Source organism: Fulvivirga imtechensis AK7 (assembly GCF_000331535.1).
In the GTDB taxonomy this organism is placed as follows: Bacteria; Bacteroidota; Bacteroidia; order Cytophagales; family Cyclobacteriaceae; genus Fulvivirga; species Fulvivirga imtechensis.
Window position 1 is genome coordinate 43,992 of sequence record NZ_AMZN01000048.1, and the last position, 20,339, is coordinate 64,330.

The 20,339-nt window shown below is 41.3% G+C and carries 16 protein-coding genes; 10 read left to right on the plus strand and 6 right to left on the minus strand.

Annotated elements, in window-relative coordinates; genetic code table 11:
* The first annotated feature begins 5 nt into the window (after window positions 1–5).
* From C900_RS14155 to C900_RS14190, 8 genes are all read left to right on the plus strand, one after another.
* Entirely contained in the window at window positions 6–581 is a 576-nt protein-coding gene (locus tag C900_RS14155) for an anthranilate synthase component II (protein WP_009580664.1), read from the plus strand.
* 4 nt (window positions 582–585) lie between these two features.
* Window positions 586–1,596, plus strand: a complete 1,011-nt coding sequence (gene trpD / locus C900_RS14160; protein WP_009580665.1) for an anthranilate phosphoribosyltransferase — start codon at window positions 586–588, stop codon at window positions 1,594–1,596.
* Window positions 1,597–1,849: 253 nt separating this feature from the next.
* Window positions 1,850–2,662, plus strand: a complete 813-nt coding sequence (trpC, locus tag C900_RS14165) for an indole-3-glycerol phosphate synthase TrpC (protein WP_009580666.1) — start codon at window positions 1,850–1,852, stop codon at window positions 2,660–2,662.
* A complete protein-coding gene (locus C900_RS14170; protein ID WP_009580667.1) occupies window positions 2,649–3,302 on the plus strand; it encodes a phosphoribosylanthranilate isomerase in 654 nt (217 codons plus the stop codon). Before trpC ends, C900_RS14170 begins: the two co-directional genes overlap by 14 nt.
* 4 nt (window positions 3,303–3,306) lie before the next feature.
* Entirely contained in the window at window positions 3,307–4,488 is a 1,182-nt protein-coding gene (trpB, locus tag C900_RS14175; RefSeq protein ID WP_009580668.1) for a tryptophan synthase subunit beta, read from the plus strand.
* Between the two features lie 158 nt (window positions 4,489–4,646).
* Window positions 4,647–5,444, plus strand: coding sequence for a tryptophan synthase subunit alpha (gene trpA, locus C900_RS14180; RefSeq protein WP_009580669.1), 798 nt, complete (start codon window positions 4,647–4,649; stop codon window positions 5,442–5,444).
* A complete protein-coding gene (locus C900_RS14185; RefSeq protein ID WP_009580670.1) occupies window positions 5,441–6,451 on the plus strand; it encodes a bifunctional 3-deoxy-7-phosphoheptulonate synthase/chorismate mutase in 1,011 nt (336 codons plus the stop codon). Before trpA ends, C900_RS14185 begins: the two co-directional genes overlap by 4 nt.
* 117 nt (window positions 6,452–6,568) lie before the next feature.
* Window positions 6,569–9,796 (plus strand): sensor histidine kinase, encoded by a 3,228-nt coding sequence (locus C900_RS14190; protein WP_009580671.1) that lies wholly within the window; start codon window positions 6,569–6,571, stop codon window positions 9,794–9,796.
* Here the strand turns inward: C900_RS14190 and C900_RS14195 are convergent.
* The 3 genes from C900_RS14195 to C900_RS14205 all read right to left on the minus strand — a co-directional run bounded on the left by C900_RS14195 (window position 9,793) and on the right by C900_RS14205 (window position 15,201).
* Window positions 9,793–12,930, minus strand: coding sequence for a sensor histidine kinase (locus C900_RS14195; protein WP_009580672.1), 3,138 nt, complete (start codon window positions 12,928–12,930; stop codon window positions 9,793–9,795). The genes C900_RS14190 and C900_RS14195 overlap by 4 nt on opposite strands.
* A gap of 271 nt (window positions 12,931–13,201) precedes the next feature.
* Window positions 13,202–13,681 carry a glycine-rich domain-containing protein gene (locus tag C900_RS14200; RefSeq protein ID WP_009580673.1) on the minus strand — a complete coding sequence of 160 codons (480 nt, stop codon included), beginning with the start codon at window positions 13,679–13,681 and terminating at the stop codon, window positions 13,202–13,204.
* Between the two features lie 575 nt (window positions 13,682–14,256).
* On the minus strand, window positions 14,257–15,201 hold the full coding sequence (locus tag C900_RS14205) for a sensor histidine kinase (protein WP_009580675.1): 945 nt from the start codon (window positions 15,199–15,201) through the stop codon (window positions 14,257–14,259).
* Window positions 15,202–15,430: 229 nt separating this feature from the next.
* On the opposite strand from C900_RS14205, the gene C900_RS14210 reads away from it, so the two are divergent.
* Window positions 15,431–16,912: a dihydrolipoyl dehydrogenase family protein gene (locus C900_RS14210; protein ID WP_009580676.1), complete on the plus strand. Its 1,482-nt coding sequence runs from the start codon at window positions 15,431–15,433 to the stop codon at window positions 16,910–16,912.
* An 11-nt stretch (window positions 16,913–16,923) separates the two neighbouring features.
* Here C900_RS14210 and C900_RS14215 read toward each other — a convergent pair whose 3' ends face one another.
* The 3 genes from C900_RS14215 to C900_RS14225 all read right to left on the minus strand — a co-directional run bounded on the left by C900_RS14215 (window position 16,924) and on the right by C900_RS14225 (window position 18,797).
* Complete coding sequence (locus tag C900_RS14215) at window positions 16,924–17,409, minus strand: hypothetical protein (protein WP_040496813.1); 486 nt, start codon at window positions 17,407–17,409, stop codon at window positions 16,924–16,926.
* Between the two features lie 70 nt (window positions 17,410–17,479).
* Window positions 17,480–18,190: a YebC/PmpR family DNA-binding transcriptional regulator gene (locus tag C900_RS14220; protein ID WP_009580679.1), complete on the minus strand. Its 711-nt coding sequence runs from the start codon at window positions 18,188–18,190 to the stop codon at window positions 17,480–17,482.
* A 184-nt stretch (window positions 18,191–18,374) separates the two neighbouring features.
* Window positions 18,375–18,797 carry a DoxX family protein gene (locus C900_RS14225; RefSeq protein ID WP_040496814.1) on the minus strand — a complete coding sequence of 141 codons (423 nt, stop codon included), beginning with the start codon at window positions 18,795–18,797 and terminating at the stop codon, window positions 18,375–18,377.
* Between the two features lie 332 nt (window positions 18,798–19,129).
* Here C900_RS14225 and C900_RS14230 point away from each other — a divergent pair, with 332 nt between their 5' ends.
* Window positions 19,130–19,900 (plus strand): bestrophin family ion channel, encoded by a 771-nt coding sequence (locus C900_RS14230; RefSeq protein ID WP_009580681.1) that lies wholly within the window; start codon window positions 19,130–19,132, stop codon window positions 19,898–19,900.
* Window positions 19,901–20,339 lie beyond the last annotated feature (439 nt).

The following is a 20,339-nucleotide window of genomic DNA, read 5'->3' on the forward strand; positions in this document are numbered from 1 at the left end:
CAACTATGAAAAACATATTACTACTCGATAATTACGATTCATTTACCTATAACCTGGTACATATCATCAGAGAATTAGGGCATGCAGATCACCTGGATGTGATCCGTAACGATAAAATATTGCTGGAAGAGGTAGCCAGGTATGATAAGGTACTGATCTCTCCGGGGCCCGGAATACCCGATGAGGCAGGCATCCTTAAAGCGCTGGTGAAAAGATATGCATCAACCAAGAGCATTCTGGGTGTTTGCCTCGGCTTGCAGGGCATAGCGGAAGTTTTTGGCTGTGAGCTTTATAACATGTTCACAGTGTTGCATGGAGTGGCGAGCAATATCACAGTGCAAGACCCGGAAGATTACATTTTCACAAATATCCCTCCGCAGTTTAAAGCCTGCCACTACCATAGCTGGGCTGTGCTGCCCGAGTCCGTCAATGGGGCTTTGAAAGTGACCGCCCTGGACGAACATAACAATATCATGGGACTTAGCCATGTGCAATATGATGTGAAAGGGCTTCAGTTTCACCCGGAATCAATTCTGACAGAGCATGGCAAATTAATGATCGAAAACTGGTTAAAAAATTAAAGATATGAAGGATATTTTAAACAAACTGATAGAACATAAGTCGCTGGACAAAGAGCTTTCGCGCCAGATACTGCTGGAGCTGGCACAAGGTAAATACAATAACAGCCAGGTAGCCGCTTTTCTGACGGTATACATGATGAGGAGCATCACTGTTGATGAGCTGGAGGGGTTTCGTGATGCCATGTTGGAGCTGTGCCTGTCTGTTCCGATAGATGAATATGATGCCATCGACCTTTGTGGAACGGGTGGGGATGGAAAGGATACTTTCAATATATCCACACTGGCTTCTTTTGTGGTTGCCGGAGCCGGACAGAACGTAGCTAAACATGGCAATAATGGAGTGTCTTCTGTTTGCGGGTCGTCCAATTTGCTGGCGCATTTTGGCTATGAGTTCACCAATGATATTGGCGAACTAAAAAGAAGTCTGGATCAGGCTAACATTTGCTTTCTTCATGCACCGCTATTTCATCCGGCCATGAAAAATGTAGCCCCTATACGTCAGGAGCTTGGAGTGAAAACCTTTTTTAATATGCTGGGTCCTATGGTAAACCCGTCTTTCCCTAAAAAACAACTGGTAGGGGTTTTTAGCCTGGAACTGGCCAGGTTGTATGGCTATCTCTATCAAAAAACTGATAAGGATTTTATTATCCTGCACACCCTGGATGGGTATGATGAGGTGTCCCTGACTGGCAGATTTAAGATGATCTCTAATCAGGGAGAGCAAGTGCTGGGACCGGAGGACCTGGGGCTGCAGACCGTAAAACGACAGGAAATATCAGGAGGGAAGACAGTTGAAGAATCTGCTAAAACTTTTGATCAAATATTGAAAGGACAGGGTACATCTGCTCAGAATGCCGTGGTTATCGCCAATGCCGGTATGGCATTGTATAGTGCTAACCGGGAAGCCGGGTTGGACTATTGCATCAATAAGGCTGAAGAATCCCTGCTGTCAGGCCGGGCATTAAAGGCTTTCCAAAGGTTAATTAGTAGGAAAAAAATATACACAATTGCTTAGTTAGTGTCTTTAAGAAAACGCCAATGCCTGTGTTATGCTTGTTCCAAAAATGTTCATCCCGACAACTGTACAAGACTCCGCTTTTTGGGACTTCATCCCGCTCTTTAGCGGAAACGTTTTCTTAAAGCCATCCTAAATTATACCAACCCCGATAGTGATCGGGACAGGCCGAGGGTGAATAAAGTTTGTAGCGAATTCATCCCCGAAACAAGTTCGGGACAAGTTGTGACCATTGAAAATAAATTACATACACATGAATATTCTGGAAGAAATAATAGCGCATAAAAAGAAAGAGATAGCCGAGAGAAAAAGTCTGTTTCCAACAAAACTCCTGGAGCAGAGCATTTACTTTGCAGGCACTCCGGTCTCGCTGAAAAAATATATACTACGAGAGGATAAATCAGGGATCATTGCCGAGTTTAAAAGGAAGTCACCTTCTAAAGGAATTATTAATTCCAATGCCGCAGTAGAGAAGGTTTCCATTGGCTATATGCAGGCAGGGGCCTCTGCTTTGTCAATTCTTACGGATACTCAATATTTTGGAGGTAGGAGCGAAGACCTGACTGTAGCAAGGAAATTTAACTTTTGCCCTATACTTCGAAAGGACTTCATCATTGATGAATACCAGATAATAGAAGCCAAGTCCATTGGAGCAGATGTGATTTTGCTTATTGCTGCCGTATTAGAAGAACCGGAAGTAGAACGGCTTGCGAAATTTGCCCGTTCGTTGGGCCTTGAGGTGCTGCTCGAGGTGCATAATGAGCAGGAACTATCCGCCATCAATCCTTATGTGGATCTTGTGGGGGTCAACAATAGGGACCTGACCACTTTTAAGGTGGACCTGGCTACATCAGTGGCTTTATCGGAGCTGATCCCTGGTGATTTTGTAAAGGTGTCAGAAAGCGGTATCCATACCCCTGAAGATATTGTGGAGCTTAAAAAACATGGGTTTAATGGTTTCCTGATCGGCGAACGGTTTATGCAAAACAGCCGGCCGGAAAAAGCATGTGCCGGTTTTATAGAGCGACTAAGTGAAATAGAAGAAAGGGATTATGCCAAAGCTTAATAATATCCGTCTGAAAATCTGCGGCCTGAGAGATAATATCTCCGAAGTAGTTGACCTCCAGCCCGACTATGCAGGTTTTATTTTTTATGACCGGTCACCGCGTTGTATGGCTACCAGAGTTGCTGCTGAGCAGGTAAAAGCTATTCCGGACACCGTGGCTAAGGTGGGGGTTTTTGTTAACCAGTCGCTGGGAGAGGTTTGTTCCACGGTAAAGGAATTTGACTTGCAGTATGTTCAACTTCATGGAGTTGAGAATGTGAATTATTGTAAAAGGCTACATGCCGAGGAGGTAAAGATTATCAAAGTGTTTTCAGGAAATGAAGACCTCAATGAACAATTGCTAGATCAATATGCCCCTTTTATTGATTTTTATCTGTTTGACACGCGTACGGATAAACCTGGAGGAACCGGAGAAAAATTTAATTGGGAGAAACTAAGACATTTTGATCTTCAAAAACCGGTTTTTCTCAGCGGGGGTATTGATTTGGACAATATCGGTGAAATTGAATCGCTGGACTTCGGGCTTCATGCCATAGACGTCAACAGCAGGTTCGAGGTAGAGCCGGGTTTGAAAAATATAGATTTATTAAAAAAGCTGAAGAATAAGATGAAATCTGTTCTTCAGAAGGAAAAGCATTAAAAATATGAGTTATCTAGTAGACAAAAATGGTTATTACGGGCAGTTTGGAGGGGCTTTTATTCCCGAGATGCTGCATCCAAATGTGGAAGAATTAAAGGAGAATTACCTTCAGATAATAGAAGCTCGGGAATTTCAGGAGGAATTTGCTCAGTTGCTGCGGGATTATGTGGGAAGGCCCACACCATTGTATTTTGCTCACCGCCTTTCTGAGCATCACAATGCGAAAATATATCTGAAAAGAGAGGACCTGTGCCATACCGGAGCCCACAAGGTAAATAATACTATCGGACAGATCATACTGGCCAAAAAGCTGGGAAAGAACAAGGTCATTGCCGAGACCGGTGCCGGTCAGCACGGGGTAGCCACAGCTACGGTTTGTGCACTGATGGGCATGGAATGCGTTGTATATATGGGCAAAATAGATATGGAAAGGCAACGCCCCAATGTTGAGCGCATGAGAATACTTGGTGCCACAGTAGTACCTGCCACCAGTGGTAGCCAAACGCTTAAAGATGCAACCAACGAAGCCATGCGCCACTGGATCAGTAATCCTTTGGACACACATTATATCATTGGGTCGGTAGTGGGGCCACATCCCTATCCCGATATGGTGGCACGCTTTCAAAGTGTGATCAGTGAGGAAATGAAACTGCAACTCAAGGCAGCAACTGGCAATGAAGAACCTAATTACGTGATTGCCTGTGTTGGTGGCGGAAGCAATGCTGCAGGGGCTTTCTATCACTATCTTGATGCTGAAGAGGTAAAACTGGTAGCCGTAGAGGCAGCCGGGAAGGGAATAAATAGCGGAGAGTCTGCGGCCACTTGTGTGCTTGGTAAGGCAGGAGTGCTTCATGGAAGTAAAACCCTACTGATGCAAACAGAAGATGGGCAGGTAATAGAGCCGTATTCTATTTCCGCAGGTCTGGATTATCCTGGAATAGGGCCCATGCACGCACATTTGTTTGAAACCGGACGGGTGAAATTTGAAAATGCAACCGATGAAGAGGCTATGCTTGCAGGCATTGAGTTGAGCCGCCTGGAGGGTATTATTCCGGCTATTGAATCAGCCCACGCACTGGCAGCGCTTAGTAAAATAAGCTTTAAACCGGACGATGTTGTAGTCGTTAATCTTTCCGGCCGTGGCGATAAGGATCTGGAGACATATATAAGATGGGGGAAGTACTAGTGCTGGTTACTGGTTACTGGTTACTGGTCACTGGTTACTGGTCACTAGTCACTGGTCATTGGTTACCGATTACAAACGAGCACGCAACTAACTGAAACTGAGAAGTGGAAACTGTGAACTGAGAACTGAGAACTGAGAACTGAGAACTAAAAACAGTCATGAATATAAAAGTTACGAACAGAATAAATGAATTATTTGAACACAAGAAGTCCGGAATATTGTCGGTCTATTACACGGCCGGGTTTCCGAAGCTTAACGATACACTTGATATTGCACGACACCTGCAGGCAGCCGGGGCAGATCTCATTGAGATCGGCATACCATTTTCAGACCCGGTGGCAGATGGACCTACAATTCAGCAAAGCAACAAACAGGCGCTCGACAACGGTATGACCTTGAAATTGTTGTTTAGCCAGTTGGAGGAGCTGAGACAGCACGTACAGATACCGGTTATCATGATGGGATATATCAATCCGGTGATACAATTTGGTGTCGATAACTTTTGCAAGGCGTGTGAAAAGTGTGGCATAGATGGATTGATACTGCCGGATTTGCCTATTAAGGAGTATGTAGCGGACTACAAGGATAAATTTGAGGCCCATGGGCTCAGGAATATCTTCCTTATCACCCCCCAAACCGCTGAATCCCGGATCAGGGAGATTGATGAACAGTCTGATGGCTTTATTTATATGGTGTCATCGGCCAGTACTACTGGTGCCAAAGCACACGTTGTGCAGGATCAGATAGCATATTTTCAACGGGTAAGAGCTATGCAACTCAAAAACCAGACACTCGTTGGGTTTGGGATCAGCAATAAGGAAACTTTTGAAACGGCTGTCCAGAACAGCAATGGCGCCATTATAGGAAGTGCTTTTATCAACCTGCTGGAAAAAAGTGTTGATCTGGAAAAAGATATTAAATCATTTGTAGAAGCAATTAAAGGGTTAAGTTCATGATAGTGCAATTAAAAAAGGGGCTTGATGATCAGTATAAACAGGAAATTATTGATAAGATCAATGACCTTAAATACAAAACTACCGAGGTAAACACCCAAAAAGGTGATTATATCATTGGCATTGGGAGAACAGACTTTGACATCCGCCAGATCGGGCAATTGCCGGGTATTGCAGATATCCACCGCGTTTCTGATGACTATAAGCTGGTTTCACGGAAGTGGAAGGTGAAACCTGCCACTATTGATCTGGGAGATGGCATATTGGTAAAAGAAGGAAGTCTCTCTATTATGGCAGGCCCATGTTCCATAGAGGGGGAGGAACAAATTGAGAAGACGATCAGGCATTTGAAAACTAATAATGTTAAAATTATGCGGGGAGGTGTTTACAAGCCGAGGAGTTCGCCTTACTCCTTTAGGGGGCTTGGTATTGAGGGTTTAAAGACCTGGTTCAAAGCTGCCAGAGAAGCAGGTATAAAAATTATTACGGAGGTGATGCAGGTATCGCAGATAGAAGAGATGTACGACTATATAGATATTTACCAGGTAGGAGCGAGGAATACACAAAACTTTAACCTTTTGGATGAGCTAGGGAGGGTAGATAAGCCAGTACTCATAAAAAGAGGTATATCAGGTACCATTGATGAACTGTTATACTCGGCTGAATATGTTTTCTCCGCAGGTAATGAAAATCTTATGCTATGTGAGAGAGGAATAAGGACCTACGAAAGAGCCAGTAGGAATACGATGGATATCAATGCCATCCCCATTTTAAAAGAGAAGACTCACCTGCCGGTCATTGCTGATCCGTCACATGGTATTGGTATTCGCGACCATGTGGAGCCGGTGGCCCTGGCTTGCATAATAGCAGGCGCCGATGGAGTGATCTATGAGACGCATGAAAAGCCGCATGAAGCATTTTCTGATGGGCAACAGACGCTGAATTTCAATGAGTCGGAAAAGCTTATTCATAAAATGAGAAAAGTTTTTGAGCTCAGGGAATCGATGTAAGAAGTATTTTTTTGCCCGGGCCTATTTGAAAAACTGACTTGCTGTAATGCGGGAAATTGTCGATATTACATTTTGGCTTTTAGTCTTTAAATGTAACGTCTTCAATATAATTGGCTTGTGAAAGGCTTCCTGTATAAACTTATAGCCATTTTCCTGATCATATTCTTTTCAGGGAGCGCTATCCATGCCCAGAATGAGCTCAATGTAGATAAAAATCTGGATCAGTATAACTATGATCATTGGACCAGTGAGCAGGGTCTGCCGGTCAACTCCATTATTCACATTATACAGGCACGTACGGGATATATCTGGTTTGTGTCTTACGGAGGTATTACCAGGTTTAACGGAATAGACTTTTATACGTACAGCTCATTTAATACTCCTGCTATTCAGAATAATTCCTACACACATATTTATGAAGATCGATCGGGTATAATATGGGCGAGTTCAAGTGGAGCAGGTGTGACAGCTATCGATGGAGAAAAGATTAAGATCTACGATATGGAGGATGGGCTACCGGGCAATTTTGTACAGGAGGTCGTTGCGGACCTGGAAGGAACGCTATGGGTGGCTACCGATAACGGTTTGTATTATAAGGAAGGCGAACGTTTTCTGAATGAAGATACCCCCGGGGAACTGAAAGATGTGAACCTCACCAGTATTGATTGCTCGCAGGATGGGTATTTATGGGTCGGCACCGTGGATAAGGGTGTTTATCGGTTTAAGGGAAATGATATTCAGCGCTATGACATGAGTACCGGGCTGACCAGTAACCATATCAACTATGTGAAATGCGAAATGGGAGCGGTGTTTATAGGGACAGACGGTGGCATGTCAGTAGTAGAAGGAGGAGGGATAAGACGGATGACAACTGAAGAAGGTTTGTTAAATAATTATGTTACCTCTTCTGAAATAGATAATAATGATATTTTGTGGGTGGGGACCTACAAGGGCTTTACCCGGGTCGATGATGACAGGTATTCATATTTTTCAAAGGTACATCCTCTTTTTGGCCAAGACGTTACTTCAATGGTAATGGATAACGAAGGAAATTTGTGGTTGGGAACCTATCGGCAAGGACTCTACAAATTGTGGGACGGTAAGTTTACCAACTATTCAGACCTCAGAGCAACTGATCAGAAACCTTATGTGGTACACGCTATTGTTGAAAGGAGTACAGGGGAGTACCTGGTTGTACACCAGGAGGGTGTCAGCATACTCAATGCAGAAAAGAATACGCTTCAGCCTTTAAATCTTGGCTATGACTTTTCATCTACAAATCTTAAAAGTGGGTTTCTGGATAGCAGGGGGAATCTTTGGATATCTACACTCAATTTCCTTTTAAAGTACAATGGGGGTGAGCCGGTAATATATAATACGGGAAAAGGCCTTATACATGATAACGTGCGTTTGGTATTTGAAGATTCAAAAGAGAATATCTGGGTGGGTACTACGGATGGCATAACTGTGATCAATAAAAATGAACAGATAAGTTATTCTGTGGAAAATGGACTGTCTCATGAATACATTATGAGCATTGATGAAGATTCGGATGGTAATATCTGGATAGGTACACGTAATGGCCTTAATGTATTTAAAGATGGAAAATTTACATCCTTTTACGCCAGAGATGGGCTGGCAGGTGATTTTGTGTTCAGAACAGTTGAGGATAGTGACGGTGTAAGGTGGATTTGTGGTAATGCCGGTCTTACAAGATATAAAAATGGGGAGTTCAAAAAAGTGCTGGCAACGAATGGGCTTACCAGCAACACGATTTTCCAGTTGATAGAAGATGATTTCGGTTATTACTGGTTCACCACCAATCAGAAAGGGATAAGTGTGTTCAAAGTGCGCAAAAGTGAACTCAACGACTTTCTTGAAGGAAGGATTGATCGAGTTACTTCTGTTGCTTACTCACAGGAAGACGGGTTAAAGGCAACAGCGGCCACATCATCAGCTCAGAGCCTGAAGGCAAAAGATGGTACCTTGTGGTTTGCTACTAACCGGGGAGTGGAGATGATCGACCCTGGAAATATCAAGCTGAATGCCAGAAAACCACCGGTGGCTATTGAAAAGGTGTTGATCGACAATAAACCGGTAACAGCAGATAGTTTGATCACCATTCCTGCCGGAAAGCACCGCATTACGATCAAATTTGCCGCCCTTAGCTATATTGCACCTCATAGTATTACTTACAAATACAAGTTATCAGGATTTGATGATGACTGGCAGGAGTCTCAGGATAAGAAGGAGATCAGTTACACCAACTTGCCCTATGGAAATTATAGTTTTCAGGTGCTGGCGGCCAACAGAGATGGTATCTGGAATGACGAAGGGGCCGTACTTTCCTTTTATATAAAACCGGCATTTTATGAAACGAATGCCTTTGCTGTGATGGCTATTTTGATAGTGGTTTCTTTGATTTGGCTAGTGTACTATCTCAGAATCAGGTCTCTAAAAAATGCTCAGCAGGAGTTGGCGAGGATAGTGGCGGTGCGTACTTCTGAAATCACTCATCAAAAAGAAGAGATAGAAGCACAGAAGGAGGCTATTGAGGCGCAGCAGCGACAGATCGAGGATAAAAATAAGGAACTGCAAAAGATAAATCTACGGCTGGAAGATATTGTGGAGGAAAGGACAGATCAGCTTAAAAAAGCGTATAAAGAGCTATTGGAGGTGAATAAGGAGCTGGACACCTTCATTTACCGTTCGGTGCATGATGTAAGAGGGCCTATTGCCCGCCTGCAAGGGTTGAGTCACTTAATTTCACTGGAAACGGCAGATCAGAAGATACTGGAGCTGGTGAATTTGTTGAATGTAACTGCTGAGGAAATGAATGATGTCTTTTATCGCCTGCTCAACATTGTTCGTCTGAAAGCCTCTGAACTGAATATTAATGAAGTAAATGTTGGTAAGCTCATAGACCGGGTGCTTGACAGGCTTTTGCCTAATGCAAGAAATGAAGTGCAGGTCAGCATTGACATAGAGGAGGGATGTCAGCTATTCTCAGATAAGGAGACAGTTGAAAATATTTTCTATCAACTGCTGGATAATGCTATTAAATTTAAAAAAGAAAACGAAGTGCCCCGTATTGAGATCCGTTGCAGGAAAATGAAAGGACAGACTGTGTCAATACAAGTGACAGATTATGGTTTGGGCATTCCAAAGGATATTACTACCAAAATATTTGATATGTTTTTTGTGGGGCATGACGAGATCAGTGGTAGCGGACTTGGGTTGTATACTGTTAAAACAGCAGTAAAGGTTTTAAATGGGAAAATACATCTGGTGAACGATGAAGAGGGAAAAACCACTTTCGAGATTATATTGCCGGCAAATGCTTAGTTAGCATGGTTATCAGAAAGAGGCAGCGTTACCGTAAATTCAGTGTACTCATGGATCTTGCTCTGAACAGTGATAGTGCCATTGAGCTTCTCAACTGTCATTTTAACTAAGTACAAGCCCAGACCACTTCCAATCGATTGGTTTACACCCTTATAGAACATTTCAAATACCCTGTCTATTTGTTCCGGATAAATTCCAATGCCGGTATCATAAATTTTGATGGTCAACACTTCGCTTAAAACAGTAATTTCAATTCGAATTTGGTGTTCAACCCCTCTGGGCTTTCTAAAAACCAGGGCATTTTCCAGCAGGTTCTGGATAATAATACCTAGCAGGTCCTTGTCGCTACTTACTTCAAGGTCTTCAGAGAAGTTCAAATAGTACTCAATATTGCCATCCTTTTCCAGGTGACTGAGCATGTGCCGGCCGGAGGCAACTAAGTCAGCAATCCTGACACTGTCTTTTCTGATCTGCGCATTGTTCAGGTCGTGTACCTGTGTGAGCTTGGAGATCAGCACTTTCATATTGTTGGCAGTTTCTTCGATCAGAGCTACGAAATTTTGATCTGCATCCGGAGGAACAGCCATTTTTGCCAGTGTGGACAAGCCACTGATCCTGCTGATCGGGCCTTTGAGATCATGGGAAGCCCGGTAGATAAACGTATCCAGCTCTTTGTTTTTGTTTTGCAGTTGCTGTAGGGTTTGCTTGATCTTTTTCGTGCGCTTCTCCACTTCTTTTTCCAGGTGATTATTTAGCTTTTGCAATGCTTCATTGGCGCTAAGGGTTTCATTCTGAGCAACCTGTAGTTCCCTGTTTTTTTGCTGAATACTGTCCCTTTGATTGCAGATCTCCTCATACTGATGCTGGAGCAGGTCTTTTTGCCGCTCAATCTCCTTTTTCTGCTGGATCACCTCGTAGGTTCTGTCTGCCACGATCAGTTTCAATCTCCTTCGCTGCATCCGGACCCTGAAAGTGTAGAGCAACGCAATAAACCAAATAAACAGAACTCCTAAAATGGAGAATCCGATGTATGCCCATACCGTTTGATACCACGGAGGCAGAATGGTAAATTCATAGGAAGCAATTCTACCTTCGGTGTCATAAATATTTTTAGCTTTTACATGAAAAGTATAAGTGCCTGCGCTCAGGTTGTTGTATTCTTTTTTAGTATCCGAGGTCCACTTTGACCAGCCGGGCTCGTTATTTTCAAGGTAATAACTATACACCGTCCTTTCGGGAGCCTCATAGAAAGCCGCAGCATATTCAAAGGTCAGGTTGTTGTCTTTGTATTCCAGTTCCGGTTTGAAATGGTCAGGTTGGTCGAGTATGATTGGTGGCACACCGGTCGTGTCAGTATTGTCATAATAATTTCCGTAGAAGATGACTGAATCGCGCACTGATACTCTGCTCACCAGCGTGTTAAAGGGGAGGGTGTAGTCTTTTTTAACAGTACGATCAAACCGGAAGAGACCTTCGCTGCCTCCGATCCAAATGTATTTATCGCCATCCGGGTAGATAGCGGTGATCTCCATTTCGGGTAGGCGCCTAAATGGAATATAATCCCTTACATATTCATCCCCCTCTTTTCTAAGCATTTCAACGTGAGCCGTTCGGTCCTCAGAAACTACCGAAATGATGTAATTGCCAAATTTGTCTTCTGCTATGTTATTGATATTGAGGCGTTCACTGATAATGCTGCTATCAGGTTCGAACCTTTCGGTTTTTTCGTTGAAGTGGTAGAAGCCTTTTGTGGTGGTGAATAGAAGACGGTCGTCTTTTTTGATGATTTGAATTTCGTTGATATCAGGAAGGCCATAGGTGGTGTCGTATTTGACGATTTGAGGGTTTTCAAAATTAGAGATTTTATAAATTCCATTGAATTTGGCACTGACCCATAAGTTGTTGTCTGTGTCATAAGTAACACTTCTATATGCGGGATTCGGAATATTTATTGTATATTTTTCAACCCAACTACCTTCTGAATATTCTAAAACACTTAAGCCATTATTATGACCTATATGTAGTAAACTGTCATCAAAACTGAGAAATGTTGATTCCGAAAAATTCTGGATTTTTAGTTTTTTTTTAATCACATATACGCCTTCCTGGCTCGCTGCTATTAGCTCATGCTGAGATGCTGCCAAATCCCAAATTTTACTATCCAACTCCTTAATTTTATTTAAGCTTTGATTAAAGAGAAGAAATAATCCCTCTGACGAACTAACATATACTTGATTATTAAAGCGCAAAATAGAGGTAGGAATGCCAAAAAACTTTGAGTTATTATTCCAATATTCCCATGGTGAAGATAATTCAATAAAAGATATACCTTCGTTTAAAGCACTCCATAAATTATCATGCGAATCAAACATCACATCCCTCACAGCATTTGTAATCAATCCCCCCCGTGCCTTATCAATAACTCTTTTTAATTCCAGTTCTTTATCAACTATACCTATCCCTCCATTTATCGTACCTAATGCGTAAAGATTTGACTTAATATGTTTGTCACTGGTAAGTAACTTATTTTCAATTAAGAAGCGCTCTGCGTTAGATTCTATGTCCTGAAAATCACCTTGACTGAAAAAATAAAATCCATTCTTGCTGGTTCCAATGAGTAGACTGTTTTGAAGATGCTCTTCAATCATTACTATTTCATGCTCTATAATACTTTTACTATGAGGAATTACATTAATTGTGTCTGAGACTATTTTTAGAATACCTTGATTACGTTGCGTAGTATAGAAGTTATCAAAGACATGAAAACCATATCGAAACACGCCATTATTGACAGGGGACCAATAAGTTAATTTACCATCGGTCCATCTTACTGTGAGACTGGGAGAGCTAAAATAGACACCATTTTGCGTTGGTATGACATGCCAAAATGGCGTTAGTCGTACATTGGAAGGTAAAAATTGGCTGAGCGTTACAAAATGAAGGTCACCTCTTAAGGTTGGCTGAAGATAGCCAAAGTCACCTAAGGTTCCGACAAAAATTCTATTTTTCTTGTCATGAGCAATTGATAAACCCGGTAATCCATTTTTAATAGGTAAGAATCGCCATTGAGAACCATTAAAATTTATTATCCCGTCATAATTCGCTGCATAAATAACTCCTAGATCATCTTGCATAACTTGCCAATTTGCAACTGAGGCGTTGAAATCTTTTCTATTATAGTTCTTAATCAGCAATGAACCGTTTTCTTGAGCGATGCCAGCTTTGGAACAGAAGAAATAGATAATTAAGATAGAAAAAAAATATACCCTTTTTCTAGAATTAAGTCCAAACGCAGGATGAAGATATGGCGCAATAAAAATTAACATTCATTAATTATAATGAATGTTAAAAATAGAGCTTGTAAGACAATAAAAAAATAGATCTATATTTTACTATTAGTATCTTTTATTTCTTTATTGCTTGAAGGTGTTCGGGAGTATATTTATTAGCTAAAGTATCATACCATTTAATTAAGGTTTCTGGCCCAAGTTGGTCATAAATTAAAGCATATTGATTTTTGATTCGATTTTCATACAACTCATTTTTTTGAGGGTTATTTTGTAGGTCATACGCAATTTGAATTTTCTCTGCTTGGGTTGTAGGCACATGATGTACTAAGGTTTTTAGCTTATTAAAGCAATATTCATAGTAGATCTTGCTGTGGAGAAGAAAAGTATGCCACATTTCATCAATCACTAGAAGAGACTTATCTATCAGCAGGCCTCCTTTATTATGAGATTTATTCTGCGCAGCCAGCCACAACCATTTTTTGGTTTCGGTAAATATGTCACGAGCTTCCTCAGAACTAACACTATATCTGTCCATAAAAGCGTTAATGACCACTTCTTCATTTTCGCAATCCAAAGCTTTAAGTAGATTATTCATATCTTTTTTTTTTAGTTAATAAAAGATGGTCCAGCGCGAATGCTATATCCACACTGGACAATTCTCTCTTTAAAAGGGTTCGCAGGTTTGGCAATTTCCCAGGCAAAATGGTGATTTTGTGTTTCCTTTTACTCTATTCTTTTCAAATAAAGCGTTGATTAAATCTTCCTTCTTATCAGTGGCTTTTACTTGTGGGGCGATTGTAGTGGTTGTAGTGTTCATTTTAATTATTGTTTTAGTTAAAAAAATGTTTAAATCTTATACAATAATAAAAATGAATTAGATAAATTGCAAGCAATATTATTTTAATATTTTTATAATTTATAAAAATAGTTATAATAATTTTATTAAATCAATATTTTGAAAAAACCTTTTAAAAAATCATTCAAATAATCCCATTAATTTTTTCGAAAAATGATCACTTTAGTTACTAACAACTCAAATCATATTGTTTCTCAATGAGTTATGTGATTACGGGCGGGTGATTATTGGCTGTAAGGATTAATGAGGGGCTTCGAGTAATGCTATCATTTCATCAATAGTTTTAGGTTGAGCTTATGATTAAATGGTGGCTCTCAAGACTGACTGGGAGCTTGTATATCCGGCAGTGTGAAATGAAATGTTGTGCCGGAACCTGGTTCGCTTTCTACCCATATCTTTCCCTGCAGATGATCCAGAATGTTTTTGCTGAGGTGCAGACCAATGCCTGTACCTCGTTCATTTAAAGTCCCTTTTTCACTGGACATCTGATGTATATTAAAAAGGTCGTCAATTTTTTCCTGGTCGATACCTATTCCGTTGTCTGATACACTTACAAAACATGCGTTTATTTCGCAGGAATAATTAACGATAATATTTCCTCCCGGGTGAGTAAACTTAATGGCATTAGAGATAAGGTTGCGCAATACTACCTTAAACATTTCCCGGTCTGTATGAATACCCATTTCACCAGAGCCGGTACTCAATAAGTTGATGTCCTTTTTTTCTGCTATTGGTCGGTACAGTTCGATTGTTTCTGTAATAGCCTCATTCAGCTTAAGGAAATGAATGTCAGGTTTGAAATCATCCTGCTGTACCTGTATCCACCTGATTATGTTTCTCGTCAGGTTGAGTGTATTAGCTATATCCCTGGAAAAGTTGTCAGAAAGTGCTAAAAACTCATCACCCTGAAGGGATGAATCCCTGATCATTTGTAAGGTCTGTTGAATGTTTGACAGTGGGCTTTTTATATCATGACTTAGAATGTATATCAACCTGTTTTTTATCTCATTGTGCATCTTTACCTCTTCATTCTTTTTCTTTATTGTTTGGGCATAGAGAAAAACCAGATGAGTGACCGGGTAGGAGACCAGTATCGAAATGATGACAGTTAACAGCAGGCCGTTGGTAAAGGATGTATAAGGTATGAATAATTGCAAAATGGCATAGCACAGCACAGCAAGCACACATGCCAGGATGGTGATGATATAACCTTTTTGTAGTTTTCTGGAGAGCTGAAATAGTTGGTTTTTTATCCTCACAACTTATTGGTTAATTGCTTAATGTACTAATAAATTTTAGATTTTGCCAGTGCTAACAAATTGATTAATAAATCATTATATTTAGAAGTATTTTGTGGTTGGTTTTCTTAATGAAAAACAATGTATTGCGCTCTCTTCATTTTACATTATATTGAAGGCTTTAATTCGCAGCAACAATTGTTAATAAGCGCTGTATAGAAATAGTGACCGTTGTCTAAATAATAGATGTATGAAAAAGTATGATCTGGTAGTAATTGGAGCAGGGCCATCCGGCTATGCTGCAGCAATGCGTGCAGTGGATTTTCGAAAGAAAGTACTCTTGATAGAGAAAAACAGAGTTGGTGGTGCCGGTGTAACCAATGGTGCCTTATCATCTAAAACGTGGTGGGAGATCTCCCGCGAATCGCACTTGTTGAGGAAACACCTGAAGCGCTTTAATATGGATATGCCGGAAGTTTCCTTTAAGGAAGTACAGGCTGAGGTAAACCGTGCCGTAGAGGAGCGCAAGGTACTTTTACAGGAGCATATGAATTTATTAAATTCTTCACTCTTTGCTGACCTGCTTGTGTTTAAGACCGGATCAGCGCGACTTTTAAGTCCTAATGACGTTGAAATAACATCCGGGGATGTGAAGGAAAGGGTAAAAACGGACTACGTGATATTGGCCACCGGTAGCAGGCCCAGAAAGCTGCCCAACATCCCGATTGACGAAAAGATCATCATGACCAGTGACGGAATAGAGCAGATGGAGGATTTCCCGGAAAGTATGGTAATCCTGGGAGCCGGGGTGATAGGCTGTGAATTTGCCACAATCTTTTCAGGGTTTGGAAAAACAAAGGTGCATTTAATAGATAAAGGCGAACGAATACTTCCTTTCGAGGATGAAGATGTGGTAAGGGTGATTGAACGCAATATGGAAAATAACGGGGTGCATATCCATAGAAATGCGCAACTGATTCGCATGGACATTGTTAGAGGAAGGGTGGAGTATGAGTTAGAATATGATGATGGATCTAAAGAGGTGTTTAATGTGGAAAAAGCCCTGGTTTCAGTAGGAAGGGTCCCGAATTATGAAGATCTGTGGGATGACAATGTTAGCATTGTTCTGACAAAAAGAGGTATAGAAGATAATGATACGCAAACCAGCGTTTCTAACATTTATGCTGTTGGGGATATTACAGCCGATATAGCATTGGTAAATGTAGGAGAACTGGAGGGGCGATATGCTGTGGAAAAGATCTTTGGAGAACCAAGACGAAAGCTGGTTTATGAGAACATCTCTACTATTATGTTCCTCAATCCAGAGGTGGCAGGCGTAGGGCTGAATGAAATACAAGCAGCCGAAAAAGGGATCGCCTATAAAGTGGTGACTTTGGACTACGCATGTATACCTCGTGCTATAGCCAAACGAAATACTCAGGGCTTCATCAAGCTTTTGGTGACCAACGATGAAAAAATGAAAATTCTTGGTATGCGTGTGGTGGGCAATCATGCTTCCAGCGCCATTCAGGCTGTGGCACTACTTATTAGCATGGATAAAGGTATTGAAGAGCTTGCTGAATGTGTGCACCCGCATCCATCGATTACTGAGGGGATACAGGAATGTGTGAGAATGTTGCTTGGAAAATCACTGTTTAAACCAGATGCCCTCCGAGGGAAGCTTTCATGCAGGATGTTTACTAATGGCGAATATGCAGATATATTGTTCTAAAACCACATTCGTTAACTGATACCACTTTTGAGCTTCTCCAGGTCGTCACGAGAAAGTTCAAGGTCACTTTCCAGACGGTAAAGGGTCGGGCGATGGATAAAAAACACAAAGAGTACGAGCGGCACCACCCCAAGTATTACAATTTTACCTGTAATAAAAGTGACAACACACGCCAAAAGTGCCGGGGCTTCTAAGATAGCAGCCTTTATGATGATACCGGTTTGGTACGCTGCAAGCTTTTTGTTCAGGGGCACGTTCTGTTGTTTTGCACTACCTACAACTTTATTGAAAAGAAAGGTGCTAACAGGCAAGGCTATTATGAGCAGAACGGGAGGAGCGTATAGAAGGAGTAAGTCTGCATGCTCTCCAGTCATTGGCCGCATATAATTGACTACAAGCACTGCTGTAGCAAATAATGTAACCATTACCGGTAAGGCAGTGTATATGATATTGAGGGTGCGAAATTGCTGATAGGGTGATGAAGCTTGTTGTTGCATGCTTCAATATATGAAATTTCGCTCAGCAGTCCACTGAATTTATAACAACGCAATGGACAGCCTTATAATATCAAGCAATATTGGTGTAAACGGCCTGCACATCATCATCGTCCTCTATCTTGTCCAGCATTTTTTCAATGTCCGCCATTTGTTCTTCCGTAAACTCTACAGGAGAGTTGGGCTCTCGTTTTAGTGAAGCATTGTTTACTTCAATGCCCATGTTTTCAAGTGCCGCAGACAAGCTTCCGAAGTTGGTGTAGTCACCATATACATAAACCGTACTGTCTTTCACTTCAATTTCTTCCATGCCCGCATCTATCAGCTCCAGCTCCAGCTCTTCAACGTCCATACCTTCTTTTTTGTCGAACTCAAAAACCGCATTTCTGGAAAACATGAATTCGAGAGATCCTGAAGGGACGAGGCTACCCCCGGCTTTGTTGAAGTATGATTTTACATTCGCCACGGTACGGGTCGTGTTATCAGTGGCGCATTCTACAAATACAAGCACTCCATGGGGCCCTTTACCTTCATAGTTTACTTCCACATAAGCATCAGCATCCTTTCCTTCGGCACGTTTAATAGCAGCCTCAATATTATCTTTTGGCATATTTTGTACCTTCGCATTTTGTATGGCAGTGCGAAGCTTGGCATTCATTTCGGGGTCTGTGCCCCCTTCTTTGGCTGCTACAGTGATAGCTTTAGCCAGTTTGGGAAACAATTTGGACATTTTGTCCCAACGTTTTTCTTTGGCTGCTCGTCTATATTCAAATGCTCTTCCCATAGTGTTAATATGAAGTTTCTGATGCCGCGAAAATAAAACAACTAACGTTTTCGGAGAAGAAAAATGTAAGAATTAATTGAAAGTAGACGTGAGATATGAGATATGAGACGTGAGATGTGGAAAAGGAGGGGCAGAAGTTCAAAGATCCAAAAGGGGTTAGGTTGCAGCACTTATAAATTACTCCTTATTTATCCAGTTTATTACTGATGATCTGATCGATAGAATACTTTCCACTGCCAAAAACAAACAATGTAATAAAGCCGAGAGCATAAAGAAGTGCAAACTCTTTCTTGCTGAAGGGATCATCTGCATGCACCATAAAGGCTGCCACGAACATCGTAGTTATAAGAGGAATTGTAGCCAGACGAGTGCCTAATCCCAGCAAAACAAAAATAGAGCAAAGGAACTCTGCAAAAACTGCTAATACCAGGGAGGCTGTGTTGCCTATGCCAAGGAAATCATAGAAAGCAATTTCCCCACCCTGAAGAAGTGTTTTAAGCTTTGGATAACCATGAGTAAGCATAAATGAAGATAGAGATATGCGTAATATAAATAGCCATCCATTAGCTGCTGAGATACGGAAACTTGTGGAGAAAGCTCTTTTCATGTTAGTATTGTGGTTTAGTATTGAGAAAGCTCGAAGACCGAAGCCGGAAGTCAGAAGTGTATCATTGAAGACTCCCGACTATATTACTCACACCTTTTTTGCCTACTGCTTTTGCCTACTGCCGACCATTCGTCCCCGGCTTGCCCTGGTCACTATCAGTATTGTCTATTTTAGGATATAAAATCTATGCTCATTTCATACAGGACAATAGTCGTTTTGAGCAAATATAGGATCATATGAGCGTTTAAAAAATTTATGCTTTGGTGACTTAACAATTTCTTAACAAGACCAGACTTTTTTATATATTCGCCTGTTATCAACACAATAGAAATATGAAGGTGCTACGAAGCCTTTACCTCATCATCAACTATAAGACATTTATAGTTACTATTCTAGCCATAGCCTCAACATGGCTATGTGGCTACTACCACGTAAAAGCAGAATTTCCCCTTACCGTTATAGGTATTGCTATTGTGTTTCCGGTAGTATTTTCCATAGATAGCGCTTACAAAAGAAGGGAAAAGGCACTGGCCATGCTGGGTGATTTTAAAGCGCACCTGCTAGCGATTTATTATGCTTCACGAGATTGGCTTGAGCCTGCTAATAAGGACTATGAATTGAAAATGAAAGCCCAATTGCTGGATATCTACAATTCGTTACGGGCATTTTTTACAGCGGACAGTAAACAAGTGTATCAGGCGGAAAAAGTGATCTTCGATAAAATTTCAAATTTGTCATTGCTGCTTAAAGAGTTCAGAGATTTGGGACTTCAGTCGGGAGAAATGTCGCGGGTGAGTCAATATATCAGTAAACTGGCGGTTTCAATTGAAAATCTTAAAGTAATACTTCATTACCGCACACCTATTACGCTACGGGCTTATAGCAAAGTGTTTATTTATAGCTTCCCCATTTTATACGGCCCATATTTTGGTTATATAGCTGAGCAATACAGCCCTGGTCTGGAGTATATGATGCCGGTAATGTTCAGTTTTATCCTTGTTAGTCTGGATAATATTCAGGGACACCTTGAAAATCCTTTCGATCAAATCGGGGAGGATGATATTAAGTTTGATGTCGAAGAATTTGAAGAGATGATCAGCTAGCATTAGCTAAAGTTGTGTTTGTAAGAAAACTCTAAGTGGCTTTAAGAAAACGTTGCCGCCAAAGGGCGGGACGAAGCGCCAAAAAGCGTACTGAGGTACATGAGCATTTTTGGGGCGAGCGTAACGCAGACATTGGCGTTTTCTTAATGTCACTAATTACGGTGAGTTCGATATAGTAGAACCGATTAAATTGTATTCGTATACAAAACAGCCCTTAAAAACCTCTTTTTAAGGTCATCTGAATTCTGAATGAAGAATCTTAACTTCCTCCCGTACCAATGACAAGTTTTTATTATACATTGATAATCAGATGATTATTAAATTCTCCATACCGTCATCCCTAACTCGGCTGGGGGTGCCAGGACGTAACGCAGTGAAGATCCGGGATCTCCTCGCTACTGGCAGTGTCCGGGCTTTTGCTTCTGCCCTGGATAAGGGG

Bases quoted from the DNA above. Each gene is read 5' to 3' on its own strand.
- C900_RS14155 (WP_009580664.1), top strand. From the start codon at position 6: ATGAAAAACATATTACTACTCGATAATTACGATTCATTTACCTATAAC.
- trpD (WP_009580665.1), top strand. From the start codon at position 586: ATGAAGGATATTTTAAACAAACTGATAGAACATAAGTCGCTGGACAAA.
- trpC (WP_009580666.1), top strand. From the start codon at position 1,850: ATGAATATTCTGGAAGAAATAATAGCGCATAAAAAGAAAGAGATAGCC.
- C900_RS14170 (WP_009580667.1), top strand. From the start codon at position 2,649: ATGCCAAAGCTTAATAATATCCGTCTGAAAATCTGCGGCCTGAGAGAT.
- trpB (WP_009580668.1), top strand. From the start codon at position 3,307: ATGAGTTATCTAGTAGACAAAAATGGTTATTACGGGCAGTTTGGAGGG.
- trpA (WP_009580669.1), top strand. From the start codon at position 4,647: ATGAATATAAAAGTTACGAACAGAATAAATGAATTATTTGAACACAAG.
- C900_RS14185 (WP_009580670.1), top strand. From the start codon at position 5,441: ATGATAGTGCAATTAAAAAAGGGGCTTGATGATCAGTATAAACAGGAA.
- C900_RS14195 (WP_009580672.1), bottom strand. From the start codon at position 12,930: ATGCAAGATGATCTAGGAGTTATTTATGCAGCGAATTATGACGGGATA.
- C900_RS14200 (WP_009580673.1), bottom strand. From the start codon at position 13,681: ATGAATAATCTACTTAAAGCTTTGGATTGCGAAAATGAAGAAGTGGTC.
- C900_RS14210 (WP_009580676.1), top strand. From the start codon at position 15,431: ATGAAAAAGTATGATCTGGTAGTAATTGGAGCAGGGCCATCCGGCTAT.
- C900_RS14215 (WP_040496813.1), bottom strand. From the start codon at position 17,409: ATGCAACAACAAGCTTCATCACCCTATCAGCAATTTCGCACCCTCAAT.
- C900_RS14220 (WP_009580679.1), bottom strand. From the start codon at position 18,190: ATGGGAAGAGCATTTGAATATAGACGAGCAGCCAAAGAAAAACGTTGG.
- C900_RS14225 (WP_040496814.1), bottom strand. From the start codon at position 18,797: ATGAAAAGAGCTTTCTCCACAAGTTTCCGTATCTCAGCAGCTAATGGA.
- C900_RS14230 (WP_009580681.1), top strand. From the start codon at position 19,130: ATGAAGGTGCTACGAAGCCTTTACCTCATCATCAACTATAAGACATTT.